Origin of the sequence: Bordetella sp. (assembly GCF_051960075.1) — a bacterium.
Lineage (GTDB): Bacteria > Pseudomonadota > Gammaproteobacteria > Burkholderiales > Burkholderiaceae_B > Bordetella.
The window spans coordinates 17642-42344 of sequence record NZ_JBQCER010000023.1; the positions used below are offsets into that span (position 1 = coordinate 17642).

At 64.3% G+C, this 24703-nt stretch carries 19 protein-coding genes; 3 read left to right on the top strand and 16 right to left on the bottom strand.

Annotation, left to right across the window (positions count from 1 at the left end):
• Positions 1 to 89: 89 nt before the first annotated feature.
• Complete coding sequence (gene secA, locus ACTHJ1_RS02825; RefSeq protein WP_440187363.1) at positions 90 to 2819, bottom strand: preprotein translocase subunit SecA; 2730 nt, start codon at positions 2817 to 2819, stop codon at positions 90 to 92.
• A gap of 118 nt (positions 2820 to 2937) precedes the next feature.
• Here secA and ACTHJ1_RS02830 point away from each other — a divergent pair, with 118 nt between their 5' ends.
• Positions 2938 to 3426 (top strand): DciA family protein, encoded by a 489-nt coding sequence (locus tag ACTHJ1_RS02830; RefSeq protein ID WP_440187366.1) that lies wholly within the window; start codon positions 2938 to 2940, stop codon positions 3424 to 3426.
• A gap of 76 nt (positions 3427 to 3502) precedes the next feature.
• Here ACTHJ1_RS02830 and lpxC read toward each other — a convergent pair whose 3' ends face one another.
• From lpxC to mraZ, 15 genes are all read right to left on the bottom strand, one after another.
• The gene (gene lpxC / locus ACTHJ1_RS02835; protein ID WP_440187369.1) at positions 3503 to 4429 is read right to left on the bottom strand and encodes a UDP-3-O-acyl-N-acetylglucosamine deacetylase; all 927 of its coding nucleotides are present in this window, start codon (positions 4427 to 4429) and stop codon (positions 3503 to 3505) included.
• A gap of 223 nt (positions 4430 to 4652) precedes the next feature.
• On the bottom strand, positions 4653 to 5828 hold the full coding sequence (gene ftsZ / locus ACTHJ1_RS02840; protein ID WP_440187371.1) for a cell division protein FtsZ: 1176 nt from the start codon (positions 5826 to 5828) through the stop codon (positions 4653 to 4655).
• Positions 5829 to 6007: 179 nt separating this feature from the next.
• The gene (ftsA, locus tag ACTHJ1_RS02845) at positions 6008 to 7234 is read right to left on the bottom strand and encodes a cell division protein FtsA (protein WP_330916028.1); all 1227 of its coding nucleotides are present in this window, start codon (positions 7232 to 7234) and stop codon (positions 6008 to 6010) included.
• A gap of 4 nt (positions 7235 to 7238) precedes the next feature.
• On the bottom strand, positions 7239 to 8063 hold the full coding sequence (locus ACTHJ1_RS02850) for a cell division protein FtsQ/DivIB (RefSeq protein ID WP_440187374.1): 825 nt from the start codon (positions 8061 to 8063) through the stop codon (positions 7239 to 7241).
• Positions 8064 to 8076: 13 nt separating this feature from the next.
• A complete protein-coding gene (locus ACTHJ1_RS02855) occupies positions 8077 to 9024 on the bottom strand; it encodes a D-alanine--D-alanine ligase (RefSeq protein ID WP_440187377.1) in 948 nt (315 codons plus the stop codon).
• A complete protein-coding gene (murC, locus tag ACTHJ1_RS02860; protein ID WP_440187380.1) occupies positions 9021 to 10427 on the bottom strand; it encodes a UDP-N-acetylmuramate--L-alanine ligase in 1407 nt (468 codons plus the stop codon). Before murC ends, ACTHJ1_RS02855 begins: the two co-directional genes overlap by 4 nt.
• Before the next feature lie 76 nt (positions 10428 to 10503).
• Positions 10504 to 11571, bottom strand: a complete 1068-nt coding sequence (murG, locus tag ACTHJ1_RS02865; protein WP_440187383.1) for an undecaprenyldiphospho-muramoylpentapeptide beta-N-acetylglucosaminyltransferase — start codon at positions 11569 to 11571, stop codon at positions 10504 to 10506.
• A 121-nt stretch (positions 11572 to 11692) separates the two neighbouring features.
• The gene (ftsW, locus tag ACTHJ1_RS02870; RefSeq protein ID WP_440187386.1) at positions 11693 to 12892 is read right to left on the bottom strand and encodes a putative lipid II flippase FtsW; all 1200 of its coding nucleotides are present in this window, start codon (positions 12890 to 12892) and stop codon (positions 11693 to 11695) included.
• A 2-nt stretch (positions 12893 to 12894) separates the two neighbouring features.
• Positions 12895 to 14433, bottom strand: coding sequence for a UDP-N-acetylmuramoyl-L-alanine--D-glutamate ligase (gene murD, locus ACTHJ1_RS02875; RefSeq protein ID WP_440187389.1), 1539 nt, complete (start codon positions 14431 to 14433; stop codon positions 12895 to 12897).
• A gap of 8 nt (positions 14434 to 14441) precedes the next feature.
• The gene (gene mraY, locus ACTHJ1_RS02880; RefSeq protein ID WP_440187392.1) at positions 14442 to 15611 is read right to left on the bottom strand and encodes a phospho-N-acetylmuramoyl-pentapeptide-transferase; all 1170 of its coding nucleotides are present in this window, start codon (positions 15609 to 15611) and stop codon (positions 14442 to 14444) included.
• Positions 15601 to 18420, bottom strand: coding sequence for a bifunctional UDP-N-acetylmuramoyl-L-alanyl-D-glutamate--2,6-diaminopimelate ligase MurE/UDP-N-acetylmuramoyl-tripeptide--D-alanyl-D-alanine ligase MurF (gene murF, locus ACTHJ1_RS02885; protein ID WP_440187395.1), 2820 nt, complete (start codon positions 18418 to 18420; stop codon positions 15601 to 15603). The genes mraY and murF overlap by 11 nt, the downstream gene beginning before the upstream one ends.
• Positions 18417 to 20147, bottom strand: a complete 1731-nt coding sequence (locus ACTHJ1_RS02890; RefSeq protein WP_440187398.1) for a peptidoglycan D,D-transpeptidase FtsI family protein — start codon at positions 20145 to 20147, stop codon at positions 18417 to 18419. The genes murF and ACTHJ1_RS02890 overlap by 4 nt, the downstream gene beginning before the upstream one ends.
• Complete coding sequence (ftsL, locus tag ACTHJ1_RS02895) at positions 20144 to 20437, bottom strand: cell division protein FtsL (protein ID WP_440187401.1); 294 nt, start codon at positions 20435 to 20437, stop codon at positions 20144 to 20146. The genes ACTHJ1_RS02890 and ftsL overlap by 4 nt, the downstream gene beginning before the upstream one ends.
• Positions 20437 to 21558, bottom strand: a complete 1122-nt coding sequence (gene rsmH, locus ACTHJ1_RS02900; protein WP_440187404.1) for a 16S rRNA (cytosine(1402)-N(4))-methyltransferase RsmH — start codon at positions 21556 to 21558, stop codon at positions 20437 to 20439. Before rsmH ends, ftsL begins: the two co-directional genes overlap by 1 nt.
• 7 nt (positions 21559 to 21565) lie before the next feature.
• Positions 21566 to 21994 (bottom strand): division/cell wall cluster transcriptional repressor MraZ, encoded by a 429-nt coding sequence (gene mraZ / locus ACTHJ1_RS02905; protein WP_330916017.1) that lies wholly within the window; start codon positions 21992 to 21994, stop codon positions 21566 to 21568.
• 337 nt (positions 21995 to 22331) lie between these two features.
• Between mraZ and ACTHJ1_RS02910 the strand changes: the two genes are divergently transcribed.
• Together ACTHJ1_RS02910 and ACTHJ1_RS02915 are read left to right on the top strand one after the other, a co-directional pair.
• Complete coding sequence (locus ACTHJ1_RS02910) at positions 22332 to 23591, top strand: SGNH/GDSL hydrolase family protein (protein WP_440187407.1); 1260 nt, start codon at positions 22332 to 22334, stop codon at positions 23589 to 23591.
• A 90-nt stretch (positions 23592 to 23681) separates the two neighbouring features.
• Complete coding sequence (locus ACTHJ1_RS02915; protein WP_440187410.1) at positions 23682 to 24692, top strand: YncE family protein; 1011 nt, start codon at positions 23682 to 23684, stop codon at positions 24690 to 24692.
• Positions 24693 to 24703 lie beyond the last annotated feature (11 nt).

Below are 24703 nucleotides of genomic sequence, written 5' to 3' on the forward strand. Positions count from 1 at the left end.
GGCGTCTTAAACGCCGCAAAGGCACAATAAAAATGGCCGGCACATAAAGCCCCGGCCATTCATGCCATCAGCAAGACGCCAGCGAGAAATTACACAAGCTTCCCATGGCACTGCTTGTATTTTTTCCCGCTGCCGCACGGGCAGGGATCGTTGCGCCCCACGCGCGGCACGGCCCCGCTCGGCATGACAGGCGCGCTGCCGGGCGCCGCCGCCTCGGCCAGTTCCGCGGTCGGGTCCGTATGCTGAAATTGCAGATTGTGCAACGGCTCGACGCCCTCGGCCTCTTCCAGCTGTTCGGCCGACTGCACGCGCACCGTCAACAGCACGCGCACCACGTCGTTGCGAATTCGGTCGAGCAGGCTGGAGAATAGTTCGAAAGCCTCGCGCTTGTATTCCTGCTTGGGATCGCGCTGCGCATAACCGCGCAGATGGATGCCCTGGCGCAGATAATCCAGCGACGACAGATGCTCGCGCCAGTGGGAATCCATGGCCTGCAGCATGATCGAACGCTCGAATTGCGACCAGGACTCCTCCCCGACCAGCGCGACCTTGTCCTTGTAGGCTTCGCGCGCCGCGGCCAGCACGCGCTCGCGCAGGCCTTCTTCGTCCAGGTCGGACTCTTCTTCCAGCATCTGGGTCAGCGGCAACGGCAATTGCCAATCGCTGGTCAGCGCCTGCTGCAGACCCGGCACGTCCCATTGATCTTCGATCGACTCGGGGGGCACATAGGCATGGAACAGATCGGTCATGACCCCTTCGGTCAGGCCGGCGACGGTCTCGCTGACCGAGGTCGCCTCCAGGACCTCGTTGCGCTGGGCATACAGCACTTTGCGCTGGTCGTTGGAGACGTCGTCGTATTCGAGCAGTTGCTTGCGAATGTCGAAGTTGCGGCCTTCGACCTTGCGCTGCGCGGTCTCGATCGAACGCGTCACCATGCCGGCCTCGATGGGCTCGCCCTCGGGCAGCTTCAGGCGTTCCATGATGGCGCGCACGCGGTCGCCCGCAAAAATTCGCATCAGCGGATCTTCCAGCGACAGATAGAAGCGCGAGGAGCCCGGGTCGCCCTGGCGGCCTGCGCGGCCGCGCAGCTGATTGTCGATGCGGCGCGATTCGTGGCGCTCGGTGCCGATGATGCGCAAACCGCCGGCGGCCTTGACCCGCTCGTTGTCGGGTTTCCAGGCGGCGCGGATCTGTTCGATGCGCGCATTGCGATCGGCTTCGGACATAGATTCGTCGGCGTGCAGCAGATCGATCTGCTTCTCGACGCTGCCGCCCAGCACGATGTCGGTGCCGCGGCCCGCCATATTGGTGGCGATAGTGATGTGTCCTGGCTTGCCCGCCTGCGCCACGATCTCGGCTTCGCGGGCGTGCTGCTTGGCGTTAAGCACTTCGTGAGGCAGTTTGGCCTGGCGCAACATACCCGACAGCAGTTCGGAGTTCTCGATGCTGGTGGTACCCACCAGCACCGGCTGGCCGCGCGCATGGCAGTCGCGGATGTCTTCGAGAATGGCGTTGTACTTTTCCTGGCCGGTCTTGAAGACCTGGTCGTTCTGATTCTTGCGGATCATGGGCTTGTTGGTCGGGATGATGACGGTTTCCAGGCTGTAGATTTCCTGGAATTCGTAGGCCTCGGTGTCGGCCGTGCCCGTCATGCCCGCCAGCTTGTCGTACATGCGGAAGTAGTTCTGGAAAGTGATCGAGGCCAGGGTCTGGTTCTCGTTCTCGATCTTGACGCCTTCTTTGGCTTCGACGGCCTGATGCAGGCCGTCGGACCAGCGGCGGCCCACCATCAGGCGGCCGGTGAATTCGTCGACGATGACGACTTCGCCGTTCTGCACCACATACTGCTGGTCGCGGAAAAACAGGGAGTGGGCGCGCAGGGCGACCATCAGGTGATGCATCAGCGCAATGTGGCGCGGATCGTAAAGCGACTCGCCGGCGGGCAGCATGCCGTTCTTGGACAGGATTTCTTCGGCGTGCTCGTGACCGGCCTCGGACAAATAAACCTGCTGGCTCTTTTCGTCGACCCAGTAGTCGCCTTCGGGTTCGGGTTCCTGCGGCTTGGGCTCGACGGCCATGCGCGTGAGCAGGGGCGGCACCGAGTTCATGCGCACGTACAGATCGGTGTGGTCTTCGGCCTGACCCGAGATGATGAGCGGCGTGCGCGCCTCGTCGATCAGGATCGAGTCCACTTCGTCGACGATGGCGTAGAAAAGCGAGCGCTGGCGGCGGTCCTCGACCCGGTACTCCATGTTGTCGCGCAGGTAGTCGAAGCCGAATTCGTTGTTCGTGCCGTAGGTGATGTCGGCGCGATAGGCCGCGATCTTTTCCTCGTTTTCCTGCTGGGGCACGACCACGCCGGTGGAAAGGCCCAGGAAGCGGTAAAGCCGGCCCATGGTTTCCGCGTCGCGGCGGGCCAGGTAGTCGTTGACCGTGACGACATGCACGCCCTTGCCGGCCAGCGCATTCAGGTAGACCGGCAAGGTCGCCATCAGCGTCTTGCCTTCGCCCGTGCGCATTTCGGCGATCTTGCCTTTATGCAGGGCGATGCCGCCCAGCAGTTGCACGTCGAAGTGCCGCATGGCGAACACGCGCTTGGCGCCTTCGCGCACCGTGGCGAAGGCTTCGGGCAGCAGCGAGTCGAGCGTGGCGCCCTGGTCGATGCGCGCGCGGTATTCCTGCGTCTTGGCGGACAAGGCCTCGTCGGACAATGCGGCGAACTGCGGCTCGAGCGCGTTGATCTGGCCGACAAGCTTGCGATATTGCTTGAGCAGCCGGTCGTTGCGGCTGCCTATGAGTTTTTTGAGCAGGGAAATCATGCGTCTCGGTACGGCACGAAGGGAAACGGACAAGTGTAGCGCACCCGGGTCGTGAGGCCGTTGGGGTCACCCCGGGGTATGTAAGGGCATAATCACGTTCATCAAGCCTTTTATACGCATGAACAAACCTTTTTCTCCACGCGCCAGGACAGGCCGAGGTCGGGAAACCGCCCTGTCCTGGCTGGGCCATGATGCCCGCGGCGCCGGGGTGCTGGCCACGGCGCAGCGCCATCTGCAGATCCAGCAGGCGCTGGCCGCGCTGCTTCCGCCGGGTGTGGGCGAGGTTTGCGCGGTCATCAAGCTGGACCATCGGCGCCTGGAGCTGGCGGTGCCGGGCCCCGCCTATGCCGCGAAACTACGGCAGATGGCCCCTAGCCTGGCCCAGGCGCTGACCGCGCGCGGCTGGCTCCTCGATGAAATCGCGGTGCGAGTGCAGGCGGGAATGCCGCGGCCGGGCAGCCGCGCGCCGCGGCCGGCGAAATCGGCGCAACCTCTGGGAGAGCGGGCGTTGGAGGCTTTCGACCAATTGGGAAAAGAAGTAAGGCCTGGACCTTTGGCGGATGCGATTGCGCGGCTGTTGGCGCATCATGGGCATCGTCGTTCATGATGCTTTCGCGATACGTCGAGATGTCGCGTTAAATAAAAAACGCCGCAGTGCGGCGTTTTTTATTGGCCGGCAACGCTCAGGCCTGCGCCAGCTTCCAGCCGCGGAAGGCGGCAGGGGCTTCGGCCTGGGATTCGTAGGTAACGATTTCCCAGGCGCTTTGATCGGCCATCAACATGCGCGACAACTGATTGTTGAGCGCATGACCCGATTTGTTGGCCACATAGCGGGCCACCAGCGGCTTGCCGAGCAGATACAGGTCGCCGATGGCGTCCAGAATCTTGTGCTTGACGAACTCATCGTCGTAGCGCAACCCGTCGTTGTTGAGTACGCGGTACTCGTCCATGACGATGGCGTTGTCCAGGCTGCCGCCGCGTGCCAGGCCCATGGAGCGCAAGGCCTCGACTTCGTTGACGAAGCCGAAGGTGCGGGCACGGGCGATTTCGCGGGTGTAGGAATGGGTGGCGAAGTCGACTTCGGCAAAGTTGGCCGTGGAGTCGATGGCCGGATGCTGGAAGTCGATGGAGAAGGCCAGCACGAAGCCCTCGTGCGGCTCCAGGCGTGCCCATTTGGCGCTGGGGCCGTCGCCCTCGCGAACCTCGACGGGTTTCTTGACCCGGATGAAGTGCTTGGGAGCGTTCTGCTCGACGATGCCGGCAGAGCGCAACAGATATACGAAGGTCGCCGCGCTGCCGTCCATGATGGGGACTTCTTCAGCGGTGATGTCGATGTGCAGATTGTCGATGCCCAGGCCGGCCAGCGCCGACATCAGGTGTTCGACAGTTGAAACGCGCACATTGCCCTTCTGCAGCACCGAAGCCATGCGGGTGTCGCCCACACCGTCCGCGCGGGCAGGCAGGTCGACGACCTCGGGCAGGTCGGTGCGGTGAAACACGATGCCGGTATTCGCTTCGGCTGGACGCAGGACGAGTTCGACCCTGCGCCCGGAGTGGACGCCCACGCCGGTCGTACGGACGAGATTCTGGATGCTGCGCTGGCGGAACATGGCTGAAATACGGAGTGGTGCTACCTTGTAAGGTCGCATTGTAGCCTGGGCAGTGCCTCTTGCGCTACCAATACGTCCCTCTTTGACCGTCAGTTACTTCATCTCATTACCACTGGGTCGATCGGTCTGAAACCCCGGTGGACGCTCCGCCGCGGCCCACCCTGGGGGAGGCGGACCGCGGTTGAGGGAGGTACTGCGCGCCCGGTCGGCCCGGGCGGTCGGCTTAATCGGCCTGCTTGCGCAGGAAAGCCGGGATATCGAAGTGATCCATGCCCGAGCTTTCCAACGCGCGCACCTGAGCCGAAGCCTGGCTGCGAGGATTGCGCATCACCGAGGGCACGTCCATGCCGCGGTAGTCGCCTTGCGGCGCCACGGCATAGGCCATGTTGTCGGTGCCGGTGCGCAGCTCGGCAGCCACAGTCTGAACCAGTTGCGGGCGGGCTGCAGCCTTGCCCAGGCCGGTGGCGACCACGGTGACGCGCAGGTTCTCACCCATGGACTCATCGTAGGCCGTGCCGAAGATCACAGTGGCGTCGTCCGAAGCGTAGCTGCGGATGGTTTCCATGATTTCGCGGGTTTCGCGCATCTTCAGCGAGCGGCTGGCGGTGATGTTGACCAGCACGCCGCGAGCGCCGTTCAGGTCCACGCCTTCCAGCAGCGGGCAGGCGATCGCCTTCTCGGCGGCGTTGCGGGCGCGGTCGGCGCCGCTGGCGCCGGCCGTGCCCATCATGGCCTGGCCCTGCTCGCCCATGATGGTCTTGACGTCTTCGAAGTCGACGTTGACGTTGCCCTCGACGTTGATGATTTCGGCAATGCCGGCGCAGGCGTTGTGCAGAATGTCGTCGGCCGACTTGAAGCAGTCTTCCTGCGTGGCGTCCTCATCCATCAGCTCGTACAGATTTTCGTTGAGCACCACGATGAGGGAATGCACGTGCTTGGCCAGTTCGCTGATGCCCTCTTCGGCCATCTTCATGCGCTTGTTGCCCTCGAACGTGAAGGGCTTAGTCACCACGCCCACCGTCAGAATGCCTAGCTCCTTGGCCACCTCGGCCACCACGGGGCCGGCGCCCGTGCCGGTGCCGCCGCCCATGCCGGCGGTGATGAACACCATGTGCGCGCCGTTGAGCGCCGCGCGGATTTCCTCGCGGGCGGTTTCGGCGGCGGAGCGGCCCTGCTCCGGCTTGGCGCCTGCGCCCAGGCCGGTGCGGCCCAGGCGAATCTGAACCGGCGCGTTGGTCGCTGCCAGCGCTTGCGCATCGGTGTTGGCGCAGATGAAGTCCACGCCGTTCACGCCGCTGCGGATCATGTGCGATACGGCGTTTCCGCCCGCGCCGCCCACGCCGACCACCTTGATGACGGTGCCCTTGGTGCTGCTCTCAAGCATTTCGAAATTCATCATGATCACTACTCCCTCGTTCCTAAAGGCAAATCACTAAAGTCCCCAACTAGCTGTGAATCGCCTCAAAGCAGGTGCCGATCGTCGATCCGCACCGGTTTTGAAGCGCCTCTTCGGAGTCCGTCCCGCGCCGTTAGGCCCGGCCTCGCTCCCGGCGGTACTAGGTATCCCGCCGTTCCTGCTTAATTCATGAACCATTCCTTCATGCGCCCCAGCACCGACTTGAAATTGCCGGCCTGGTGTGCCACCTTGCGACCGCGCAGACGCTGCATGCGAGCCTCCTGCAGCAGGCCCATCACGGTGGAAAAACGCGGGTTGTGCATCACATCGGCCAGGCTGCCTTCATACTCAGGCACGGCCACGCGCACGGGCTTGAGAAACACGTCTTCGGCCAGCTCGATCATGCCCGGCAACTGTGCGGTGCCGCCGGTGAGCACCACGCCCGACGCCAGCAGATCTTCATAACCGGATTCGCGCACGACTTGTTGCACGAGGTTAAAGAGCTCTTCGACGCGCGGCTCGATTACCGCGCCCAGCGCCTGGCGCTTGACCTGGCGCGGGCCGCGATCGCCCAGGCCGGGCACCTCGACGGTTTCCTCGGGGCTCGCCAGCACTTGCTTGGCCACGCCATAACGCAGCTTGATTTCTTCCGCGTCCGGCGTCGGCGTGCGCAGCATGGCTGCGATGTCGTTGGTGATCTGGTCGCCGGCGATCGGAATGACCGCGGTGTGGCGAATGGCGCCGCCGGTGAAGATCGCCACGTCGGTCGTGCCGCCGCCGATGTCGACCAGCACCACGCCCAGCTCCTTCTCGTCCGACGTCAGACAGGCCAGACTGGAAGCCAGAGGCTGCAGAATCAGATCCTGCACTTCCAGGCCGCAGCGGCGCACGCACTTGACGATGTTCTGTGCGGCACTCACCGCGCCGGTAACGATGTGCACGCGCACTTCCAGGCGCAGGCCGCTCATGCCGATGGGCTCGCGGATGTCTTCCTGGCCGTCGACGATGAACTCCTGCGTGAGCACGTGCAGCACTTGCTGGTCGGTGGGTATGTTCACCGCCTTGGCCGTCTCGATCACGCGGGCTACGTCGGTGGCGGTAACTTCCTTGTCCTTGACGGCCACCATGCCACTGGAATTGAAGCTGCGGATGTGGCTGCCGGCGATGCCGGTGTAGACGTCGCGGATCTTGCAGTCGGCCATCAGCTCGGCTTCCTCCAACGCGCGCTGGATCGAGTTGACGGTGCTTTCGATGTTGACGACCACGCCCTTGCGCATGCCGCGCGATTCGTGCTGGCCCAGGCCCAGCACTTCGAACCGTCCCTCCGGCAAGATCTCGGCCACGACGGCGACCACCTTGCTGGTGCCGATGTCGAGGGCGACGATGAGGTCCTTGATATCACGGGTCATGGTGTTATCGCTTCTTGATGGAGGATTTGGATTTGAATTCGGGCGTTTGGTTCGCGGTCAGCGGCGCAAGCGCCAGCGCGAAGCCGTTCGGGTAGCGCAAATCTGCTTGCGTCACCTCGCGGCCGTTCAGCTTGCCCTGCAGCGCCGGCCAGGCCTGCACGAAACGCTGTATGCGTGCGGAGAACGACATCGCGCCGGGAATACCCAGCGGATCGACGGCATCGGCAGCGGGATCGCGGCCAAGCTCCAGCACCAGCCCGTTGGACAGCGTTACGCGCCAGGCATAGCGCGGGCTCAAATCCAATTGGGTCACATGCAGGTTGAGCGGCGCGAACCAGCGCGCCAGCTCCGCGTAGCGCTGCACGACCAGCTCCTGGCTGCCGTCGGGCCCTGAGAACTGAGGCAGCTTGGTGTCGTCGTCCAGCTCGCCCGTATTGGCCGTGAACGCTTCGCCCCAGGTGTTGATCATCTGGTTCTCGTTCCACAGCGCCAGGGGCTGCTGCTCTTCGATACTGACACGCAAGGCGTCGGGCCATATGCGCCGCACCGACGCGCGCCGCACCCAGGGCACAGATTCGAACAGCGAGCGCACCTGGTTGAGGTTGACCGTAAAGAAATCGCCCTTCACGCGCCCGGCGATGTGCGAGCGCACCGCGCCCGCCGACACATAATGCAGCGAGCTGTTCGGCGCAGGCGTCAGGTCGATGCTGCGCAGGACGAAATACGGTCGGTGCGACACCCATACGACGCCGGCGGCCAGCATGGCCGCCACCGCCAGCACGGCCAGCGTGTTGGCGATTACGTTGATGGTGCGAGCGTCGTTCCACACGTATGACTCCTGCTCAACTCGCGCGCGCCGGGCTGCGCAATTTGCACGAAGCCTCGGACAGAATAGCCACGCACAGATCGGCATAGCTCATGCCCGTGGCGCGTGCGGCCATCGGCACCAGCGAATGCCCGGTCATGCCTGGCGAGGTATTCATTTCCAGAAGCCAGGGCCTGTTGGCGCGATCCAGGATGAGGTCGGCGCGCCCCCAGCCCTCGCAGCCCAACGCTCGGTAGGCGCGCACGACGATGTCCTGGATTTCCCGAGTCAGATTCTCGGGCAAATCCGCAGGACAGAGGTATTGCGTCTCGTCGGAGAAATATTTGTGCTCGTAGTCGTAGTTGCCGCCCGGCGCCACGATCTCGATGATGGGCAAGGCGCGAGCCGAGACGCCCGAGCCCAGCACGGCCACCGTCAGCTCTCGGCCGGCGACGAAAGCCTCGGCCAACACGTCGCTGTCGTATCGGGACGCCGTGGCGAAGGCCTCGGCCATGTCGGAGTAACCCGACACCTTGGCGATACCCACGGTCGAACCCTCGTGCGGCGGCTTGAGGATCAGCGGCAGACCCAGGCGATCGGGCACCTGCCGCAGTTCCGCGCCGGCTTCCAGCACCTCGAAGGCCGGCGTGGGCAGGCCGTGCTGCAGCCACACCCGCTTGGTCATGATCTTGTCCATAGCCAGACTGGAAGCCATGGTGCCGCTGCCGGTATAGGGCAGATTCAGCAACTCGAGAGCGCCCTGCAGCGCACCGTCTTCGCCATAGCGGCCATGCAGCGCGATGAACACGCGATCGAAGCCCGCCTGCGCAAGCTCGGTCAGATCGTGCTCGCCGGTGTCGAACAGGTGCGCATCGACACCCTTGCTCAACAGTGCGTCGCATACGCCCTTGCCCGACATCAGCGACACTTCGCGTTCGGCGGATCGGCCGCCGTAAAGCACACCTACTTTGCCGAAATTCTTCATGCCCGCTCTCCCAACTGAGCCGGTACGCGGCTGATCGAACCTGCGCCCATCACGATCACGACATCGCCATCGCGGGCGAAATCGCGGACGGCCTGCGGCAGTTCCGCCACGTCTTCCACAAAAACCGGTTCGACCTTGCCGGCCACGCGCAGCGCGCGCATCAGCGAACGACCATCGGCGGCCACCAGCGGCGCTTCGCCCGCCGAATACACCTCGGTCAGCAACACGGCGTCGGCCGAACCCAACACCCGCACGAAATCCTCGAAGCAATCGCGGGTGCGGGTATAGCGGTGCGGCTGGAAGGCCAGCACGATACGTCGGTCGGGCCAGGCGCCGCGCGCGGCGGCCAGCGTCGCGGCCATTTCGACGGGGTGATGGCCATAGTCGTCGACCAGCGCGAAGGTACCGCCGCCATGTTCGGCCGGAACGGGTATCTCGCCCCATTGCGTGAAACGCCGCCCCACTCCCTTGAACGACGCGAGCGCCTGGGCGATCGCAACATCGGCTACGCCCAGTTCGGTTGCAACGGCGATGGCTGCCAAGGCATTGCGCACATTGTGCAAACCGGGCAGGTTCAGTTCGATCTGCAGCGCGGGCAGATCGGCGTCGCGCAGACGGCGCTGCACACGAAAATGCATACGGGTGCCTTCTGCGCGCACGTCTTCTGCGCGCACCTGCGCCTCGGCGTTCAGGCCGTAGGTTGTGATGGGCCGCGACACGAAAGGCATGATCTCGCGCACATTGGCGTCATCTACGCACAGCACCGCGCTGCCATAAAAGGGCAGACGCTGCGTGAACTCGATAAAAGCGCTCTTCAAGCGCGCCACATCGTGCCCATAGGTGTCCATGTGATCGGCATCGATATTGGTCACGATGGCCATTACCGGCAACAGATTGAGGAACGATGCGTCCGACTCGTCCGCTTCGACCACGATGTATTCGCCTTGGCCAAGCTGCGCGTTGGCGCCCGCCGAATTCAGACGCCCGCCTATGACGAAGGTGGGATCCATGCCGCCGGCGGCCAGCACGCTGGCCACCAGGCTGGTGGTCGTGGTTTTGCCGTGCGTGCCGGCGATGGCGATGCCGCGCTTCAATCGCATCAGCTCGGCCAGCATCACCGCGCGCGGCACCACCGGAATGCGCGCCGCGCGGGCAGCCAGCACCTCGGGGTTGTCGCCGGCCACGGCCGTCGACGTGACGATGGCATCGGCGCCTGCGACGTTCTCCGCGGCATGGCCGACGGCCACGCGCATGCCCAGATCGGACAGGCGGCGCGTCACGGCGGACTCGTTGAGATCGGAACCGCTGACTTGGTAACCCAGGTTGAGCAGCACCTCGGCGATGCCGCTCATGCCGGAGCCGCCTACGCCGACGAAATGAATATGTTGAATACGATGTTTCATGTCAGCCTCCGCCCGACCAACCGAAGGAGGTCGAGCCCCCCCAGAGGAGGAATGAACGTCGTGAGTGGGTATGTCATCATTTTTTCGCCACCCGCTCACATACGTTGGCGATATCGATTGCCGCTTGCGGTCGGGCAAGCCCGCGCGCGCGCTCGGCGACGGCTTCGAGTTCCGCGCGCGAGCGCTGACTCAGCCAATCGGCGAGCCACTCGGGCGTCAGGGACGATTGCGGCTGCAACCAGGCGGCCCGGGCATCGCTCAAATACTTTGCGTTGGCGGTCTGATGATCGTCGATGGCGTGAGGGAAAGGCACGAACAGCGCTGCCGCTCCCACTGCCGCCACTTCGGCCACGGTCATGGCGCCGGAACGGCAGACCAGCAGATCGGCCTGGCTCATGGCACCGGCCATGTCGTCGATGAAGGCGCGGCAATCGGCCTGCACGTCCGCATCGGCATAAGCCTGCCGCAGCGCCTGGATGTGTTGTTCGCCCGCCTGATGTGTCACGATGGGGCGGGACCGAGTCGGCAGTTGCGCCAGCGCCTTGGGCAGTGTTTCGTTGAGCGCTTGGGCGCCCAGACTGCCGCCCACCACCAGCAGACGCAGCGGGCCGGTGCGACCCGCATAGCGCTGCGCCGGCGCGGGCTGCGCGCAGAGATCGGCGCGCACCGGATTGCCCAGCGCCTCGCCGCGCGGCAGCACATTCGGGAAGCCACTCAACACGCGGCGCGCCATGCGCGCCAACCAGCGATTGGCCGTACCAGCCACGGCATTCTGCTCGTGCACCACCAGCGGCATGCCGCGCAGCGCGGCAATCACGCCTCCCGGAAAGGCCACGTAACCACCCATGCCCAGCACCACGTCGGGACGCGCCTGCGATAAACGCGACCAGGCCTGACCCAGCGCACGCCCCAACGTCAGCGGCAAACGCAGCAGTGCGCCCAGGCCGCGGCCGCGCACGCCGGCAAATCGCAACGGCACCAGATCGAATCCGCGCGCCGGCACCAGTTTGCCTTCCATCTTGTCGGGATTTCCCAGCCACAGAACGCGCCAGCCACGCGAACGCAGCACGTCGGCCACTGCCAGGCCGGGCCTGATGTGACCGCCGGTGCCGCCGGCCATGATAAGGATGGTGCGTTGACTCATGCAGCCCCCCTGGCGCCAGGCGTCTTGTCTTCGAGGCGACGAGTTTGTATTCCTGCAGCGCTGCGCACCGTTTCCGCGCGGAAGGGGGCGCGCTTGGGGCGGCTCGGCGTGCCGAGGGTATTCATACCCGCCCCCCGCGCATCAATATCCGATTCTCTATGTCGACGCGCAGCAGCAGCGCCAACGCGCACAAGTTCATGACAATGCCCGAACCGCCGTAGCTCATCAGCGGCAGGGTCAGGCCTTTGGTCGGCAGCAACCCCAGACAGACGCCCATATTGATGAAGGCCTGTACGCCGAACCACAGCGCCACGCCGTGCGCAGCCAGACCGGCGAATGTACGCTCCATGGCGATGGCTTGCCGGCCGATGTCGAAACCGCGTTGCACGACGATGCCAAACAGCACGATCACGCTCAGCACCCCGACGAATCCCAGCTCTTCCCCGACTACGGCCATCAGGAAGTCCGTGTGCGCTTCCGGCAGATAGTGCAGCTTCTCGACGCTGTCGCCCAGCCCTACCCCGAACCACGCGCCGCGCCCGAAGGCGATCAGCGAGTGCGACAGCTGATAGGCGCTGCCGTAGGCATTGGCCTGGTTCCAGGGATCCAGGTAGGCGAACAGGCGCGCCCGGCGCCACGGCGACGCCCAGATCAGCAACAGGAACAAGCTCAGCAACACGCCCAGAAGGCTGCTGAAATACTTGCCGTTGATGCCGCCCATGAACAGTACGCCAATGGAGATGGCCACGATCACCATGAATGCGCCCAAGTCGGGCTCGATCAGCGACAGCAGCCCCACGGCGCCCAGCGCGAAAGCCATGGGCATGAAACCTCGCAGAAAAGCCTGCATATGCTCCTGCTTGCGCACTGTGTAATTGGCGGCATAGACCACGGCTGCGAGCTTCATCAGCTCGGACGGCTGGAAGTTGATCGGTCCCAGCGCGATCCAGCGGCGCGAGCCGTTGACCTCCCGACCGATGCCGGGAATCAGTACGACCACCATCAGCAGCAGCGCTGCGACGAAGAGCGGCACGGCCCATTTTTCCCAGGTCTGGACGGGAATCGTCAAAGCCACGAGCGCAGCGACCAGGCCGACGCACATGAAAATGGCATGCCTAGCGATGAAGTAATAGTGGCCGTACACCGAATAGCGCGGTCCGTCGCCCAGCGCGATCGAGGCCGAATACACCATCAGCAGGCCCAGCATCAGCAGCGCGGTCGTCGCCAGCACAAGCGGCAGATCGAAATTGCGCATGTGCGTGCGCCCGGGGCGCACGGCATTCACGCTGGCGGCAGGGCCGGTATAAGGCGCTGTGCTCATCGCTATACCTCTCCCCGATCCAAGGCTAACTCCTCCACCTCGGCCGCGAACGCCTGGCCGCGATGCGGATAGCCTCGGAACATGTCGAAGCTGGCGCAGGCCGGCGACAGCAGCACGGCATCGCCAGGCTGCGCCAATTCGGCTGCGCGGCGCACGGCGTCATGCATGGAGTTCGCAACGACGCAAGACACGCCGCTCGCGGCAAGAATCCGGCCGATTTCCGGGCCGTCTTCGCCAATGAGCACAACGGCGCGAGCGTGACGTGACACCGGAGCCAGCAGCGGCGAGAAATCCTGCCCCTTGCCCAGACCGCCGGCGATCAGCACCACGGGTTGCCCCAGGCCTTCCAGCGCGGCAACCGTAGCGCCCACGTTGGTGCCCTTGCTATCGTTGATATAGTCCACGCCCCCGACATTGCGCACGAAAGCGGCACGATGCGGCTCTCCGGCGTAATCGCGCAAGGCGCGAAGCATGGCGCCCCATCCCAGACCCAATTCGCGCGCCAATTGCAGCGCGGCCAGGGCATTCATGGCGTTATGCAGACCCCGGATGCGCAGCGCGTCCATCGGCATCAGTCGGTTCAGCCGTCCGGGCGCACGTACCGGCTCGGGCGCATCCTTCTTGCGGCGCGCCGGCGCGGCGGCCGGCTCGTCGAAATCGTTGGCTTCGCAGCTGGCCAGCCAGGCTACGCCCTGCCCCAGGTCCAAGCCCATATCGCCCACCAGTTCAGGCAGATCGCTGCCGAAGCTGCGCACCGCCCGCCCCTGCAACGAAGACACCATGGCCGTAGTGAGGGGGTCGGCGCGATTCACAATGGCCACGCGGGCCATGCCCAAAAGGCGTGCCTTGGCCTGCGCATAAGCCTCCATGCTGCCATGCCAGTCCAGGTGGTCTTGCGTCACATTGAGCACCACGGCCGCATCGGCGAGGAGCGAGCGCGTTGTTTCGAGCTGGAAGCTCGACAGCTCGATGACCCACACTTGCGGCAGATCGTCGCCGTCAATCGCTTCCAGCAACGCCGTCAGGGCAGCCGGACTGATATTGCCCGCTACGCGCGCCGACAGACCGGCGGCTTGAACCAAATACCGGGTCAGCGAAGTCACTGTCGTCTTGCCGTTGGTGCCGGTCACGGCCAGCAGCTTGGGGCGGTATTCGCGCGTCTGCGCCAGCATCGCCAGCGCGCGTGCGAACAGTTCGATCTCACCTACGATTTCGACCTCGCGCTCGCGCGCAGCAGCCAAAAGGGATCGCGTGGGTTCCTCGCCGGGAACCAGGCCCGGACTGAGCACCAACTGACTCACGCCGTCCAGCAGCGTCGCATCGAACGCCGAGCCGCAGTTCAGCCGGTATTCGACATCGTGACCGCCGCTCTCCAGGGCCGCACGCAGTTCGGCCAACCCGCCCGGCTCGGCGCGCGTGTCCGCCACGCGCAAACTGGCGCCCTCGCGAGCGAGCCAGCGCGCGGCGGCCACACCCGTCTCGCCCAATCCGAGGATCAGGACAAGCGGCGCGTCGTCACGGGCGTTTTGAATTTCGTTCATTACAGCGATCAACGCAGTTTCAAGGTGGAAAGACCGATCAGCACCAGCATCATGGTGATGATCCAGAACCGCACGACGACCTGAGTTTCCTTCCAGCCGCCGACTTCGAAATGATGGTGCAGCGGCGCCATGCGGAAGATCCGCCGGCCCTCGCCATAGCGCCGCTTGGTGTACTTGAACCAGGTCACCTGCATCATTACCGACAGCGTTTCGACCACGAACACGCCGCCCATGATGAAGAACACGATCTCCTGGCGTACGATCACGGCGATGGTGCCGAGCGCTCCGCCCAGGGCCAACGCCCCCACGTCGCCCATGAACACCTGCGCCGGGTACGTGTTGAACCATAGAAAAGCCAGACCCGCTCCGCCTATTGCCGCGCACAGCACCATCAACTCGGACGCGCCGGGAATATAGGGAAAGAACAGATAGCGCGAATAATCGACGCGCCCGACCACATAGGCAAAGATGCCCAATGCGGAACCGATCATTACCGTCGGCATGATGGCCAGGCCGTCCAGACCGTCGGTCAGGTTGACCGCATTGCTGGTGCCGACGATGACGAACCAGGTCAGCAACACGAAACCCAGCACACCCAGCGGATAGCTCACGCTCTTGAAAAACGGCACGATCAAGTCGGCGCGCGTGGGCAGCGCCATACTGAAGCCGCTTTCCACCCAGGCCCTGAACAAAGGCCAAAGTTCGGTGTTGGCAGGCGCCGACACGGCGAAAGCCAGATACACCGCAGCCACGACGCCGATAAGCGCCTGCCAGAAAAACTTTTTCCGGGCCGGCATGCCCTCGGGGTCGCGATGCACGACCTTGCGATAGTCATCGGCCCAGCCGATCCAGCCAAAGCCGAATGTGACCAGCAGGACCACCCAGACGAAGCGGTTGGTCCAATCCGCCCAAAGCAATGTGCTGATGGCGATCGAAATCAGGATCAGCGATCCGCCCATGGTGGGCGTGCCATTCTTGACCTGGTGCGTCTGAGGACCGTAGCTGCGCACCGCCTGGCCTATCTTCAGTTCGGTGAGCTTGCGGATCACGTGAGGCCCGGCGATCAGGCCGATCAGCAGCGACGTCGCACAGGCCAGCACCGCGCGCAGAGTGATGTACTCGAATACCGCGAGGAAGCGCAACTTCTCGGACAAGAGACGAAAAATCTCAAGCAGCATGCGCGCCTCCCGCGTCTTGCCCCTGGGCAGTCAAACTCTGCACCACTCGCTCCATGCGCATAAAGCGCGAACCCTTGACCAGAATGCTGGCGTAGGCCCGATTGCGCAGCCCCGCCAAAATTTCATCCACCGTGCCGCATGCCTGCGCACCTTGCCCAAAGGACTCGGCGCTCAGGCGCGTAGCGTCGCCCAACGTAAACAGCGATTCGATGCCGCAGCGTCGGGCATATTCACCCACTTCGCGATGCATGGCCGGGCCGTTTTCGCCCACCTCGCCCATGTCGCCCAACACCAGCGCCCGCGGCCCGTTCAGGGCCGCCAGCACATCGATGGCGGCACGCACCGAATCGGGGTTGGCGTTGTAGGTATCGTCGATGAGCACCACTCCGCCGTCCATGGCCTTGCGCTGCATGCGGCCGTTGACCGCGTTGAACGAGGACAATGCACGCGCAGCGACTTCGAGCGGCGCCCCTGCCGCCAGGCCGCAGGCCAGAGCGGCCAGCGCATTGCGCAAATTGTGCAAACCCGGCACAGCCAGCGTCAGCGGGATCCGGCCCAGCGGCGTCGCAAGCTCGCAGCGCGAACCCGAAGCATCGGTCTCGATCTCTTGTGCGTAGATCTCGACACCCGGGGTCAGGCCGAAGCGCAGCTTGCGACGTGCGCCGGCCAACTCGTCCCACACTCGGGTGTAAGCGTCGTCACCCGGATAGATCGCCACGCCGTCGGGCGGCAAGGCGGCGATCGCCGCGCCATTCTCGCGCGCCACGGCCTCGACGCCATGCATGAATTCCTGGTGCTCGCGCTGAGCATTGTTTACCAGTGCCACGTCGGCCGCGGCCATCTCGGCCAGATAGCCGATCTCGCCGGGATGATTCATGCCCAACTCGAACACCGCCGCGCGATGCCGCGGGTTAAGACGCAACAGCGTCAGCGGCACACCGATGTCGTTGTTGAAATTGCCTGCCGTCGCCAGGCGATTTTCTTCGCCTTGCCACGCGGCCAAAATGGCGGAAACCATTTCCTTGGTGGTGGTCTTGCCGTTGCTGCCCGTTACCACGACTACCGGCAGCCTGAATCGCGCTCGCCATGCGGCGCCAATACGACCCAACGCCAGGCGCGTATCGCCCAGCACCAGCTGCGGCAGATCGCATCCGGCTACGGGGTGCGCCACCACCGCGGCACACGCGCCGGCGCTTTGTGCCTGCGCCAGATAAGCATGGCCGTCGAAATTATCTCCGGACAAGGCCAGGAACAATTCGCCCCGGCCGATGCGCCGCGTATCCGTCGACAAGGCCGGCACGCTCGGCAGGAGCATGGCCAACCGCGCCCACTCGCGATCGTCGAAAGGCAGCTTTCGGCCTTCGATCTCCTGATAGGTTTCATGCCCCTTGCCGGCCAGCAGCACCACGTCTTCAACGGCGCTGGACCAGATCGCATGCAGAATGGCCTGGGCGCGATCGACCTGAGTCGAGACCGCGCTGCCGACGGGCACGCCCAGCATGATCTCTTGAATGATGGCGTGTGGCGCCTCGCTGCGCGGATTGTCGCTGGTGACGATGACGCGGTCGGCGCCGACCGCGGCGATACGGCCCATCTGCGGCCGCTTGCCCGCGTCGCGATCGCCGCCGCAACCGAACACGCACACCAGCTTGCCGCCGCGCGCCTGAACCACCGGCCGCAGCGCGGCGAGCACGCGCTCGAGCGAATCGGGCGTGTGTGAATAGTCGACCACGACCATGGGGCTCGCCGCCGGCTTGAGCAAAGGCAAGGCCTCGACGATCTGCATGCGGCCGTCCACCGGCGCGGATTCGATCAACTGGCGGGATATCTGCGCCAACAGGAAACCCAAGGCGGAGAGCACGCCGGCCACCAGCAGCAGGTTGTAGACGTTGTGCCGGCCCAGAAGCCGCGTAATGATCTGCGCCTCGCCGTGCGGCATGGCGAGCGCAAATACCTGGCCTTGCGCGACCGTGTGCAGATCCTTGGCACGGATATCTGCCTGGCCGTCATCCAACGCATAGGTGCGCACGATACTCGCGGGCAAGCCTGAGCTGATTCTGCGACCCGCCTCATCGTCGATATTGATGATCGCGGTCTTCAGGCCTTCGTGGCGAAACAGCAAGGCCTTGGACGCCTCATAGCGTTCCATGGTGCCGTGATAATCGAGATGATCGCGGGTCAGGTTGGTGAATCCGGCCACCTGGATGCGAACTCCGTCCAGACGGCCCTGCTCCAGACCGATAGACGAGGCCTCGAGCGCAACGGCGGCGGCGCCGGCATCGCGCATCGCCGCCAGTACGCGGTGCACGGATAGCACGTCGGGGGTAGTCAAGGTGCCGCCCAACAGCCGCCCATCGGGCAACATCGCGCCCAGGGTGCCCAGAGTGCCGCAAGGCCGGCCCAGGCGCGTCAACGCACTCGCGATCCATTGCACACATGACGTCTTGCCGTTGGTGCCCGTGACGGCTACCACGCTCAGCGTCGCGGAAGGCCGCCCGTACCACTGGTCGCCCACATCTCCGAGCATGGCGCGAAGACCCAGCACGGGCAATGCGGCCTCAGGCATTTCGCCCGCCGGCGCGCCTTCGGCTTCGTAGATCACGGCGCCGGCGCCTCGAACCAGGGCCTGGGCAATGTAATGCCTCCCGTCGCCGCGCAAGCCGGCGCAGGCCACGAACACATCGCCGGGCTGGATCTCTCGCGAATCCAGGCGCAAATGCGCGCCGGCCGCCGCCTGCGCATGCAACCAGGCCAGCACCTGCACCGCATCGGTCGCGGGCTTAGGCATGTTGGTCCGGCGGTCGGTCATCGCACCGTCTCCGAGTTGACCATCGCGACGGTCGAATCAAGCGGCGCGTCGGGCTGCACGCCCAGCATGCGCAAAGTTCCGCCGACTACACGTGCAAATACGGGGCCCGATACGACGGCTCCGTAATAGCCGCCAACTTTGGGGTCTTCGACAGATACCGCCACGATGATGCGCGGATCGGAAACCGGGGCAAAGCCCACGAACGAACTGCGGTAGCTCTGCAGGCTGTAGCGGCCGTTGACGATCATGCGGGCCGTGCCGCTCTTGCCCGCGATACGATATCCAGGCACCGAAATCTTGGAGCCGCCCGGGCCCGCGGCCGCCTCCAGCATCGAGCGGATCAGCGCGGCCGTTCTGGACGAGTAGACGCGCATGCTGGTCGGCGCGCTGTCGCGCTTGACCAGCGACAGCGAAACCATGTCGCCGTCTCGCGCAAAAACCGTGTAGGCATGCGCAGCCTGCAGCAGCGACACGGACAGTCCATAGCCGTAGGCCATGGTGGCTTTCTCGATCAGGCGCCAGCGCGCCCAGGGACGCAGCCGGCCCGGCGCGGCGCCCGGAAAGCCGATCTGTGGCGCCTGGCCCAGGCCCAGCGCGGTAAAGCAATCCCACATTTCGTGCGGTTCCAGCTTTTCAGATATCAGCGTCATGCCGATATTGCTGGAAAAGCGCAACACATCCGCCACGTTGATCGTGCCATTGCCGCCGTGTTCGACGTCTGTAATCGTGTTGCCCTGATACTGGAACCTGCCATTGCCCGTCGCGAACATCGTGCTTGTGGTGATGCGGCCCAGGTCCAAGGCCAGCGCCGCCGTAAAGGGCTTCATGATAGAGCCGGGTTCGAAGGTATCCGTGACAGTCCGGTTACGCAATGCGTCCATCGGCAACGTCTCCCGATGGTTCGGATCGAACGTAGGCAGACTCGCCATGGCCAGGATCTCGCCCGTCTTCGCGTCCACGACTACGCCCGAAGCCGCACGCGCCTGGTGCCGGGCCATTGCATCCTGCAACGCCTTGTAGACTAAATACTGTATGCGCGTGTCGATGGACAACGTCAGGTCGCGGCCGTTGACCGGAGGGTTCACCGCCTGCACGTCTTCGATCACCCGCCCCAGCCGGTCTTTGATCACGCGGCGGCTGCCGTCCCTGCCGGACAACTGCTTGTTGAAAGTCAGTTCGACGCCTTCCTGGCCTTGGTCCTCGATGTTATCGAACCCGACGATATGCGCCGTCACGTCCCCCTCGGGGTAGTAGCGCATGGTCTCGGGCTGCTGATGCACGCCGGGAATCTTGAGATCCTTGATCTTGTCGGCCACGTCCATCGGCACCTGGTGCTTGAGATAGACGAAGTTGCGGTCGTCGTTCAGGCGACGCCGCAGATCGGCTTCGGGTATTTCGAGCAGACCGGCCAGGGCCGTGATCTGCTGCGCACCGGCCTGCTTGATGTCGTCCGGGATGGCCCAGATCGCGCGCGCCGGCACGCTGGAAGCCAGCACCACGCCATTGCGGTCCAGAATCTTGCCGCGAGTGGCCGTCAGGACCAAGGTGCGCTCGTAGCGCCGCTCGCCCTGCTGCTGCAGGAAATGCGTGGAGATGCCCTGCAGGAACAGAGCGCGCCCGGCCAGCGCAGCAAACCCGATAAAAACAAGGATCAGCACCAGACGCGCACGCCACATCGGCAACTGCCCGCGCAGCACCGGGTTGTCGAAGAACGGCAGGCGCTTCATTGCGCGCCCCCCGCCGCGTCGGCCGCCTGCGCCTGATTCAGGTAGATCGTGCGGTCGGGCGAGATGGAGATCATCTTGAGCACATCGCGCGCCGTGCGGTCTACTCGCGCATTGCGCGCCAGCTCCGCCCGATCGAGCTGCAACTGCCGCCACTCATTGTCCAGCTGATGCGTTTGGGATTGACCGCGGTCCAATTCGATGAACAACTGCCGGGCCTGATAGCGGCTGGTCACCAGCGATACCGCCGAGGCCATCAGCGCGATAGCCATAAGGAAACTCAGCCGGCCCATCAGCGCGCTCCTTTGGCGCGCCGCGCTTTGCCACCGTGAGACGCGGCCCGACTGGCGCGATGCGCGCCGGGCAGCGCGGGCACGAAAGAAGCCGCGTCGACAGTGAGCGCCGTCGTCGTGCGCTCGGCCGCGCGCAGCACCGCCGAACGCGACCTCGGATTGGCGGCGATTTCTTCATCGTCGGCCAGCACGCGCCCCAGCGGGCGCAGCAAGGGCTGCGGCATTTCGCTCTCGCGCAGAGGCAGCCGCGCCTGCGCCGCGCCTGGCTTGGCCGCGGCGGCAATGTACTGCTTGACCATACGGTCTTCGAGCGAATGGAAACTGATCACGGCCAACCTCCCCCCCGGGGCCAGCAACGCTAGAGCTGACGCGAGGGCGCGAGCGAGCTCTTCGAGTTCCCGATTGAGGTAAATCCGTAAAGCCTGAAAGGTACGTGTGGCCGGATGTTGCCCCTTTTCGCGCGTGCGGACGGCGCCGGCGACGCACTCGGCAAGTTCGAGCGTGGTGCGCAGCGGCCCTGCTGCGCGGCGAGCAGCAATCGCCTTTGCAACCTGAAAAGCAAACCGTTCTTCGCCATAATCTGCTATGACCTCCCGCATTTCCTCGACACTGGCTTGCGCCAACCATTGTTCCGCCGTGACACCGCGGCTGGTATCCATCCGCATGTCCAGCGGACCTTCCCGCATGAACGAAAAACCACGTCCTGCATCATCTATCTGGGGCGAGGACACGCCCAGATCCATCATCATTCCGTCGACGTGCGCAATGCCCATCGCCGCCAACTCCTCGCCCACGGAAGCAAAGCCCCCGTGCACTACGCTCACGCGGCCGTCGCCGGCCGCCAGATCGCGCGCCGCCGCAATGGCCAGCGGATCTTTATCGAACACCACCAGGCGCGCCTGCGGCCCCAAGCGGCGCAACAACTCGCGGCTGTGACCGCCGCGACCGAAGGTGCAGTCCACATAGATGCCCTTCTGCAGACGCGCCGCGGCAGCATGCGCTGCGCCAGCAGCGTCGTCGGCCCCGCTCGCCGGCCGCGCCGCGCCACGGCCGCCGAAATCGGCTTGCACCAACGCGTTCACAGTCGGCTCCAGCAGCACGGGCCGATGTTCGAATTCCATAGGGGTTTCAGAACGAAAACTGGTTCAACACTTCCGGCATGCCCTGCGCCAGATCCTGCGCCTCGCGGCGGGCCAGGGCTGCGGCATCCCAGAGTTCGAAGTGAGCGCCCATACCGAGCAGCATCACGTCGCGCGTCATATTGGCGGCAGTACGCAGCTCGGGAGCGATCAATGCCCGACCGGAGCCGTCGATTTCGACATCCTGGGCATTGCCCAGCAACAAGCGTTGCAGGGCGCGGGCCGTCATAGGAAAGGCCGCGATCTGCTCGCGCTTCTTCTCCCATTCGGGCCTGGGGTAGACCAGCAGACAGCCGTCGGGGTGCCGGGTGAGCGTCAGGCTGCCGCCTGCCTGCTCGGCGAGCGCGTCGCGATACCGGGTCGGAATCGAAATCCGCCCCTTGGCATCCAACGTGAGTGCGCTGCTTCCCTGAAACACCCTTAGCCCTACCCCTGGTTTCGCCGCTCGATGGAGCGTCATGACACCGCTCCAACCCACTTAATTGCACAAAATTCTACTTTTTCCCACTCTACGGGAATGACCATGACCGGTCAAGTGTCAGGTTGTATTTTTTTCAATTACAACAAGGACTTAGACAGCTTTCTGTGAGTATCTTGAACTCAACCCAGGGAAAAAACTCTCTGAAAAATCAGCGAGTTGTGGCAATAACTAAAAGTCCTTCCTAAAATATATTTGGCATCCTTTAACGCCCCGGGCTACCATCCTCGGCGCGATCATCTCAGCCTGCGCCGCTCAAGTGCACAGCGTGTTCCCCATGAAGATCCTTCCTGCCCTCTCCGCCGCCCTGACCGTCGCGGCTGCGCTGTCCGTCACCCCATCGGCCCAGGCCGCGGCGGTCTGGCAGGCCGCTTGGGCCACCTCGCTGCAATCCGTTCCCGATCTGGCCAATCCTCCCGGTCTCTACGCCAGACCCGAGGTGGCCGGACGTACGTTCAGGCAGATCATTCATTCCGATCTGGACGGTAGCGAAGCGCGCCTGCGCGTCAGCAACCGCTACGGCTCCCAGCCGCTGGTCGTCGAACGCGCCACCCTCGCACGATCTGACGGGGCCGCCGGCCTGGCCACGGGCAAGGTCGCGGCCGTTACCTTTGGCGGCCACGCCAGCCTGACCCTGCCGCCAGGTGCAGAGGCCGACAGCGACGCCATCGCCTTCCCCATCGTGCACGGGCAGGCGCTGGCCGTCAGCCTGACCCTGGGTACGCGTCAGACCATGCAGGCCTGGCACCGAATCGCCAATCGCGTCAATTTCATCTCAACCCCGGGCGAACACGCCGCGACGGCTTCGTCGGCCGACTTTCGCGCACGCACCACGCATTACGCCTGGATCACGCAGCTCTCGGTTCCCGGTACCGCAGCAGGCAGTTTGGTCGCAATCGGCGATTCCATTACCGACGGACTGCGCTCGACCTTCGGCGCCAGGCACGGCTGGCCTGAAGATCTGGCCAGGCGCGCCGCCGCCGACGGCCAGCCGCCCGTGGCCGTCCTGAACGCCGGCATCAGCGGCAACCGCCTCTTGTCCGACTCGCCCTGCTATGGCGAGCGCCTTGCGGGCCGATTCGACCATGACGCGGCAGAGCTGCCCGGCGTACGCGCCGTCATCCTGCTGATCGGCATCAATGACATCAACTTTGCGGCCACGCCGGCGCGCCGCGGTCTCGATTGCGATGCGCCGCATACGCGAGTCACCGCAAACGACCTGATCATGGGCTACAAGCGGATCATTGCGGACGCGCATCGGCGCGGACTGCGCATCTTCGGCGGCACGCTGACGCCCGCTGCGCTGCCTCCCGAGCGGGAAGCCTTGCGCGAAACGGTCAACCAATGGATACGCCGCGGTGGGGGGTTCGACGGCGTCGTTGATTTCGACGCGGCGCTGCGCGATCCGCGGCGCCCCAACCAATTGCTGCCGGCCTATGACAGCGGCGACGGCATACATCCCAGCGATGCGGGCTATGCCGCCATGGCCAAAGTCGTGCCTTTGGCGCGCCTGCGCGACATTTTGTCGCACCCATAGCGCGGCAAAACCGCAAAAACGCGGGGCCATCCCGCATCGAACGGAACTAAAATCTTGACTGCTTCATTTTTTTGGTCAAACGCGCCCATCATGCGCTTCATTTCTTCCCGAGCCGCCAAATATCTGCTGGCCGGCCTGCTGCTGGGAACGCTGTCGTATCACGCGACGGCCCAGGCAATCGAAAACCCCGTCATTATTCTGGACTCGGCCGAGGCTCAACTCACCCTCATCGATCAGAACACGCGCCAGGTCGTGAGCACCCTGCCCACTGGCAAGGAACCTCACCACCTCATGATCACGCCGGACCACAAGTCCCTGATCGTGGCCAATTCGGTTTCCAACAGCTTGATGTTCCTCGATCCGCGTACCGGCAAGCTGCAGGGCACGCTGGAAGGCATCGACGATCCCTATCAGCTGGGTTTCTCGCCGGACCGCAAATGGTTCGCCACCGCGGCATTGCGCCTTAATCGCGTCGACATTTATCACTACGACGGCAAAAACTTCACTATCGCCAAGCGCATTCCCCTGAGCAAGACCCCGAGCCACCTGACCTTCAGCTCAGACTCGCGCTATGTGTTCGTCACTCTGCAAGACTCGGGAGAACTCGCGGCCATCGATCTGCCCACCCAGACGGTGAAATGGCGCATGCAGCTGGGCAAAGCGCCGGCCGGCGTCTGGATGACGCCGGGCGACAAATATCTGCTAGTGGGCATGACCGGCGAGGACGACGTCGTCGTGGTCGACTGGCGCAATCAAAAAATCGTCAAACGCATCCAAACCGGACGTGCCGCGCACAACTTCCGCTGGCTGGACGACGGCCAGCATGTTGCCGTCAGCAACCGGGTATCCAACACCATCAGCATCATCGACTACAACACGCTCACCAAGACCGGCGACATTACTGGCCTCATGCCCGGTCCGGACGACATGGCGCTTTCGGCTGACAAACGCTATCTTTGGGTCACCTTCCGATTCTCCCGCCACGTGGGCGTGATCGACCTGAGTACGCGCAAGCTGATCGCCACCATCAAGGTCGGGCGTTCCCCCCACGGTATCTATTTTGACAATCAAGCCCCGTTCCTGAGCCCGAACGCCAATTGATCGAACCTGCA

Bases quoted from the DNA above. Each gene is read 5' to 3' on its own strand.
- ACTHJ1_RS02855 (WP_440187377.1), bottom strand. From the start codon at position 9,024: ATGAAGAATTTCGGCAAAGTAGGTGTGCTTTACGGCGGCCGATCCGCC.
- rsmH (WP_440187404.1), bottom strand. From the start codon at position 21,558: ATGGAATTCGAACATCGGCCCGTGCTGCTGGAGCCGACTGTGAACGCG.
- ftsZ (WP_440187371.1), bottom strand. From the start codon at position 5,828: ATGATGAATTTCGAAATGCTTGAGAGCAGCACCAAGGGCACCGTCATC.
- ACTHJ1_RS02890 (WP_440187398.1), bottom strand. From the start codon at position 20,147: ATGAAGCGCCTGCCGTTCTTCGACAACCCGGTGCTGCGCGGGCAGTTG.
- ACTHJ1_RS02830 (WP_440187366.1), top strand. From the start codon at position 2,938: ATGAACAAACCTTTTTCTCCACGCGCCAGGACAGGCCGAGGTCGGGAA.
- murF (WP_440187395.1), bottom strand. From the start codon at position 18,420: ATGACCGACCGCCGGACCAACATGCCTAAGCCCGCGACCGATGCGGTG.
- mraY (WP_440187392.1), bottom strand. From the start codon at position 15,611: ATGCTGCTTGAGATTTTTCGTCTCTTGTCCGAGAAGTTGCGCTTCCTC.
- secA (WP_440187363.1), bottom strand. From the start codon at position 2,819: ATGATTTCCCTGCTCAAAAAACTCATAGGCAGCCGCAACGACCGGCTG.
- murD (WP_440187389.1), bottom strand. From the start codon at position 14,433: ATGAACGAAATTCAAAACGCCCGTGACGACGCGCCGCTTGTCCTGATC.
- ftsW (WP_440187386.1), bottom strand. From the start codon at position 12,892: ATGAGCACAGCGCCTTATACCGGCCCTGCCGCCAGCGTGAATGCCGTG.
- ACTHJ1_RS02910 (WP_440187407.1), top strand. From the start codon at position 22,332: ATGAAGATCCTTCCTGCCCTCTCCGCCGCCCTGACCGTCGCGGCTGCG.
- ftsA (WP_330916028.1), bottom strand. From the start codon at position 7,234: ATGACCCGTGATATCAAGGACCTCATCGTCGCCCTCGACATCGGCACC.
- lpxC (WP_440187369.1), bottom strand. From the start codon at position 4,429: ATGTTCCGCCAGCGCAGCATCCAGAATCTCGTCCGTACGACCGGCGTG.
- ftsL (WP_440187401.1), bottom strand. From the start codon at position 20,437: ATGGGCCGGCTGAGTTTCCTTATGGCTATCGCGCTGATGGCCTCGGCG.
- murG (WP_440187383.1), bottom strand. From the start codon at position 11,571: ATGAGTCAACGCACCATCCTTATCATGGCCGGCGGCACCGGCGGTCAC.
- murC (WP_440187380.1), bottom strand. From the start codon at position 10,427: ATGAAACATCGTATTCAACATATTCATTTCGTCGGCGTAGGCGGCTCC.
- ACTHJ1_RS02915 (WP_440187410.1), top strand. From the start codon at position 23,682: ATGCGCTTCATTTCTTCCCGAGCCGCCAAATATCTGCTGGCCGGCCTG.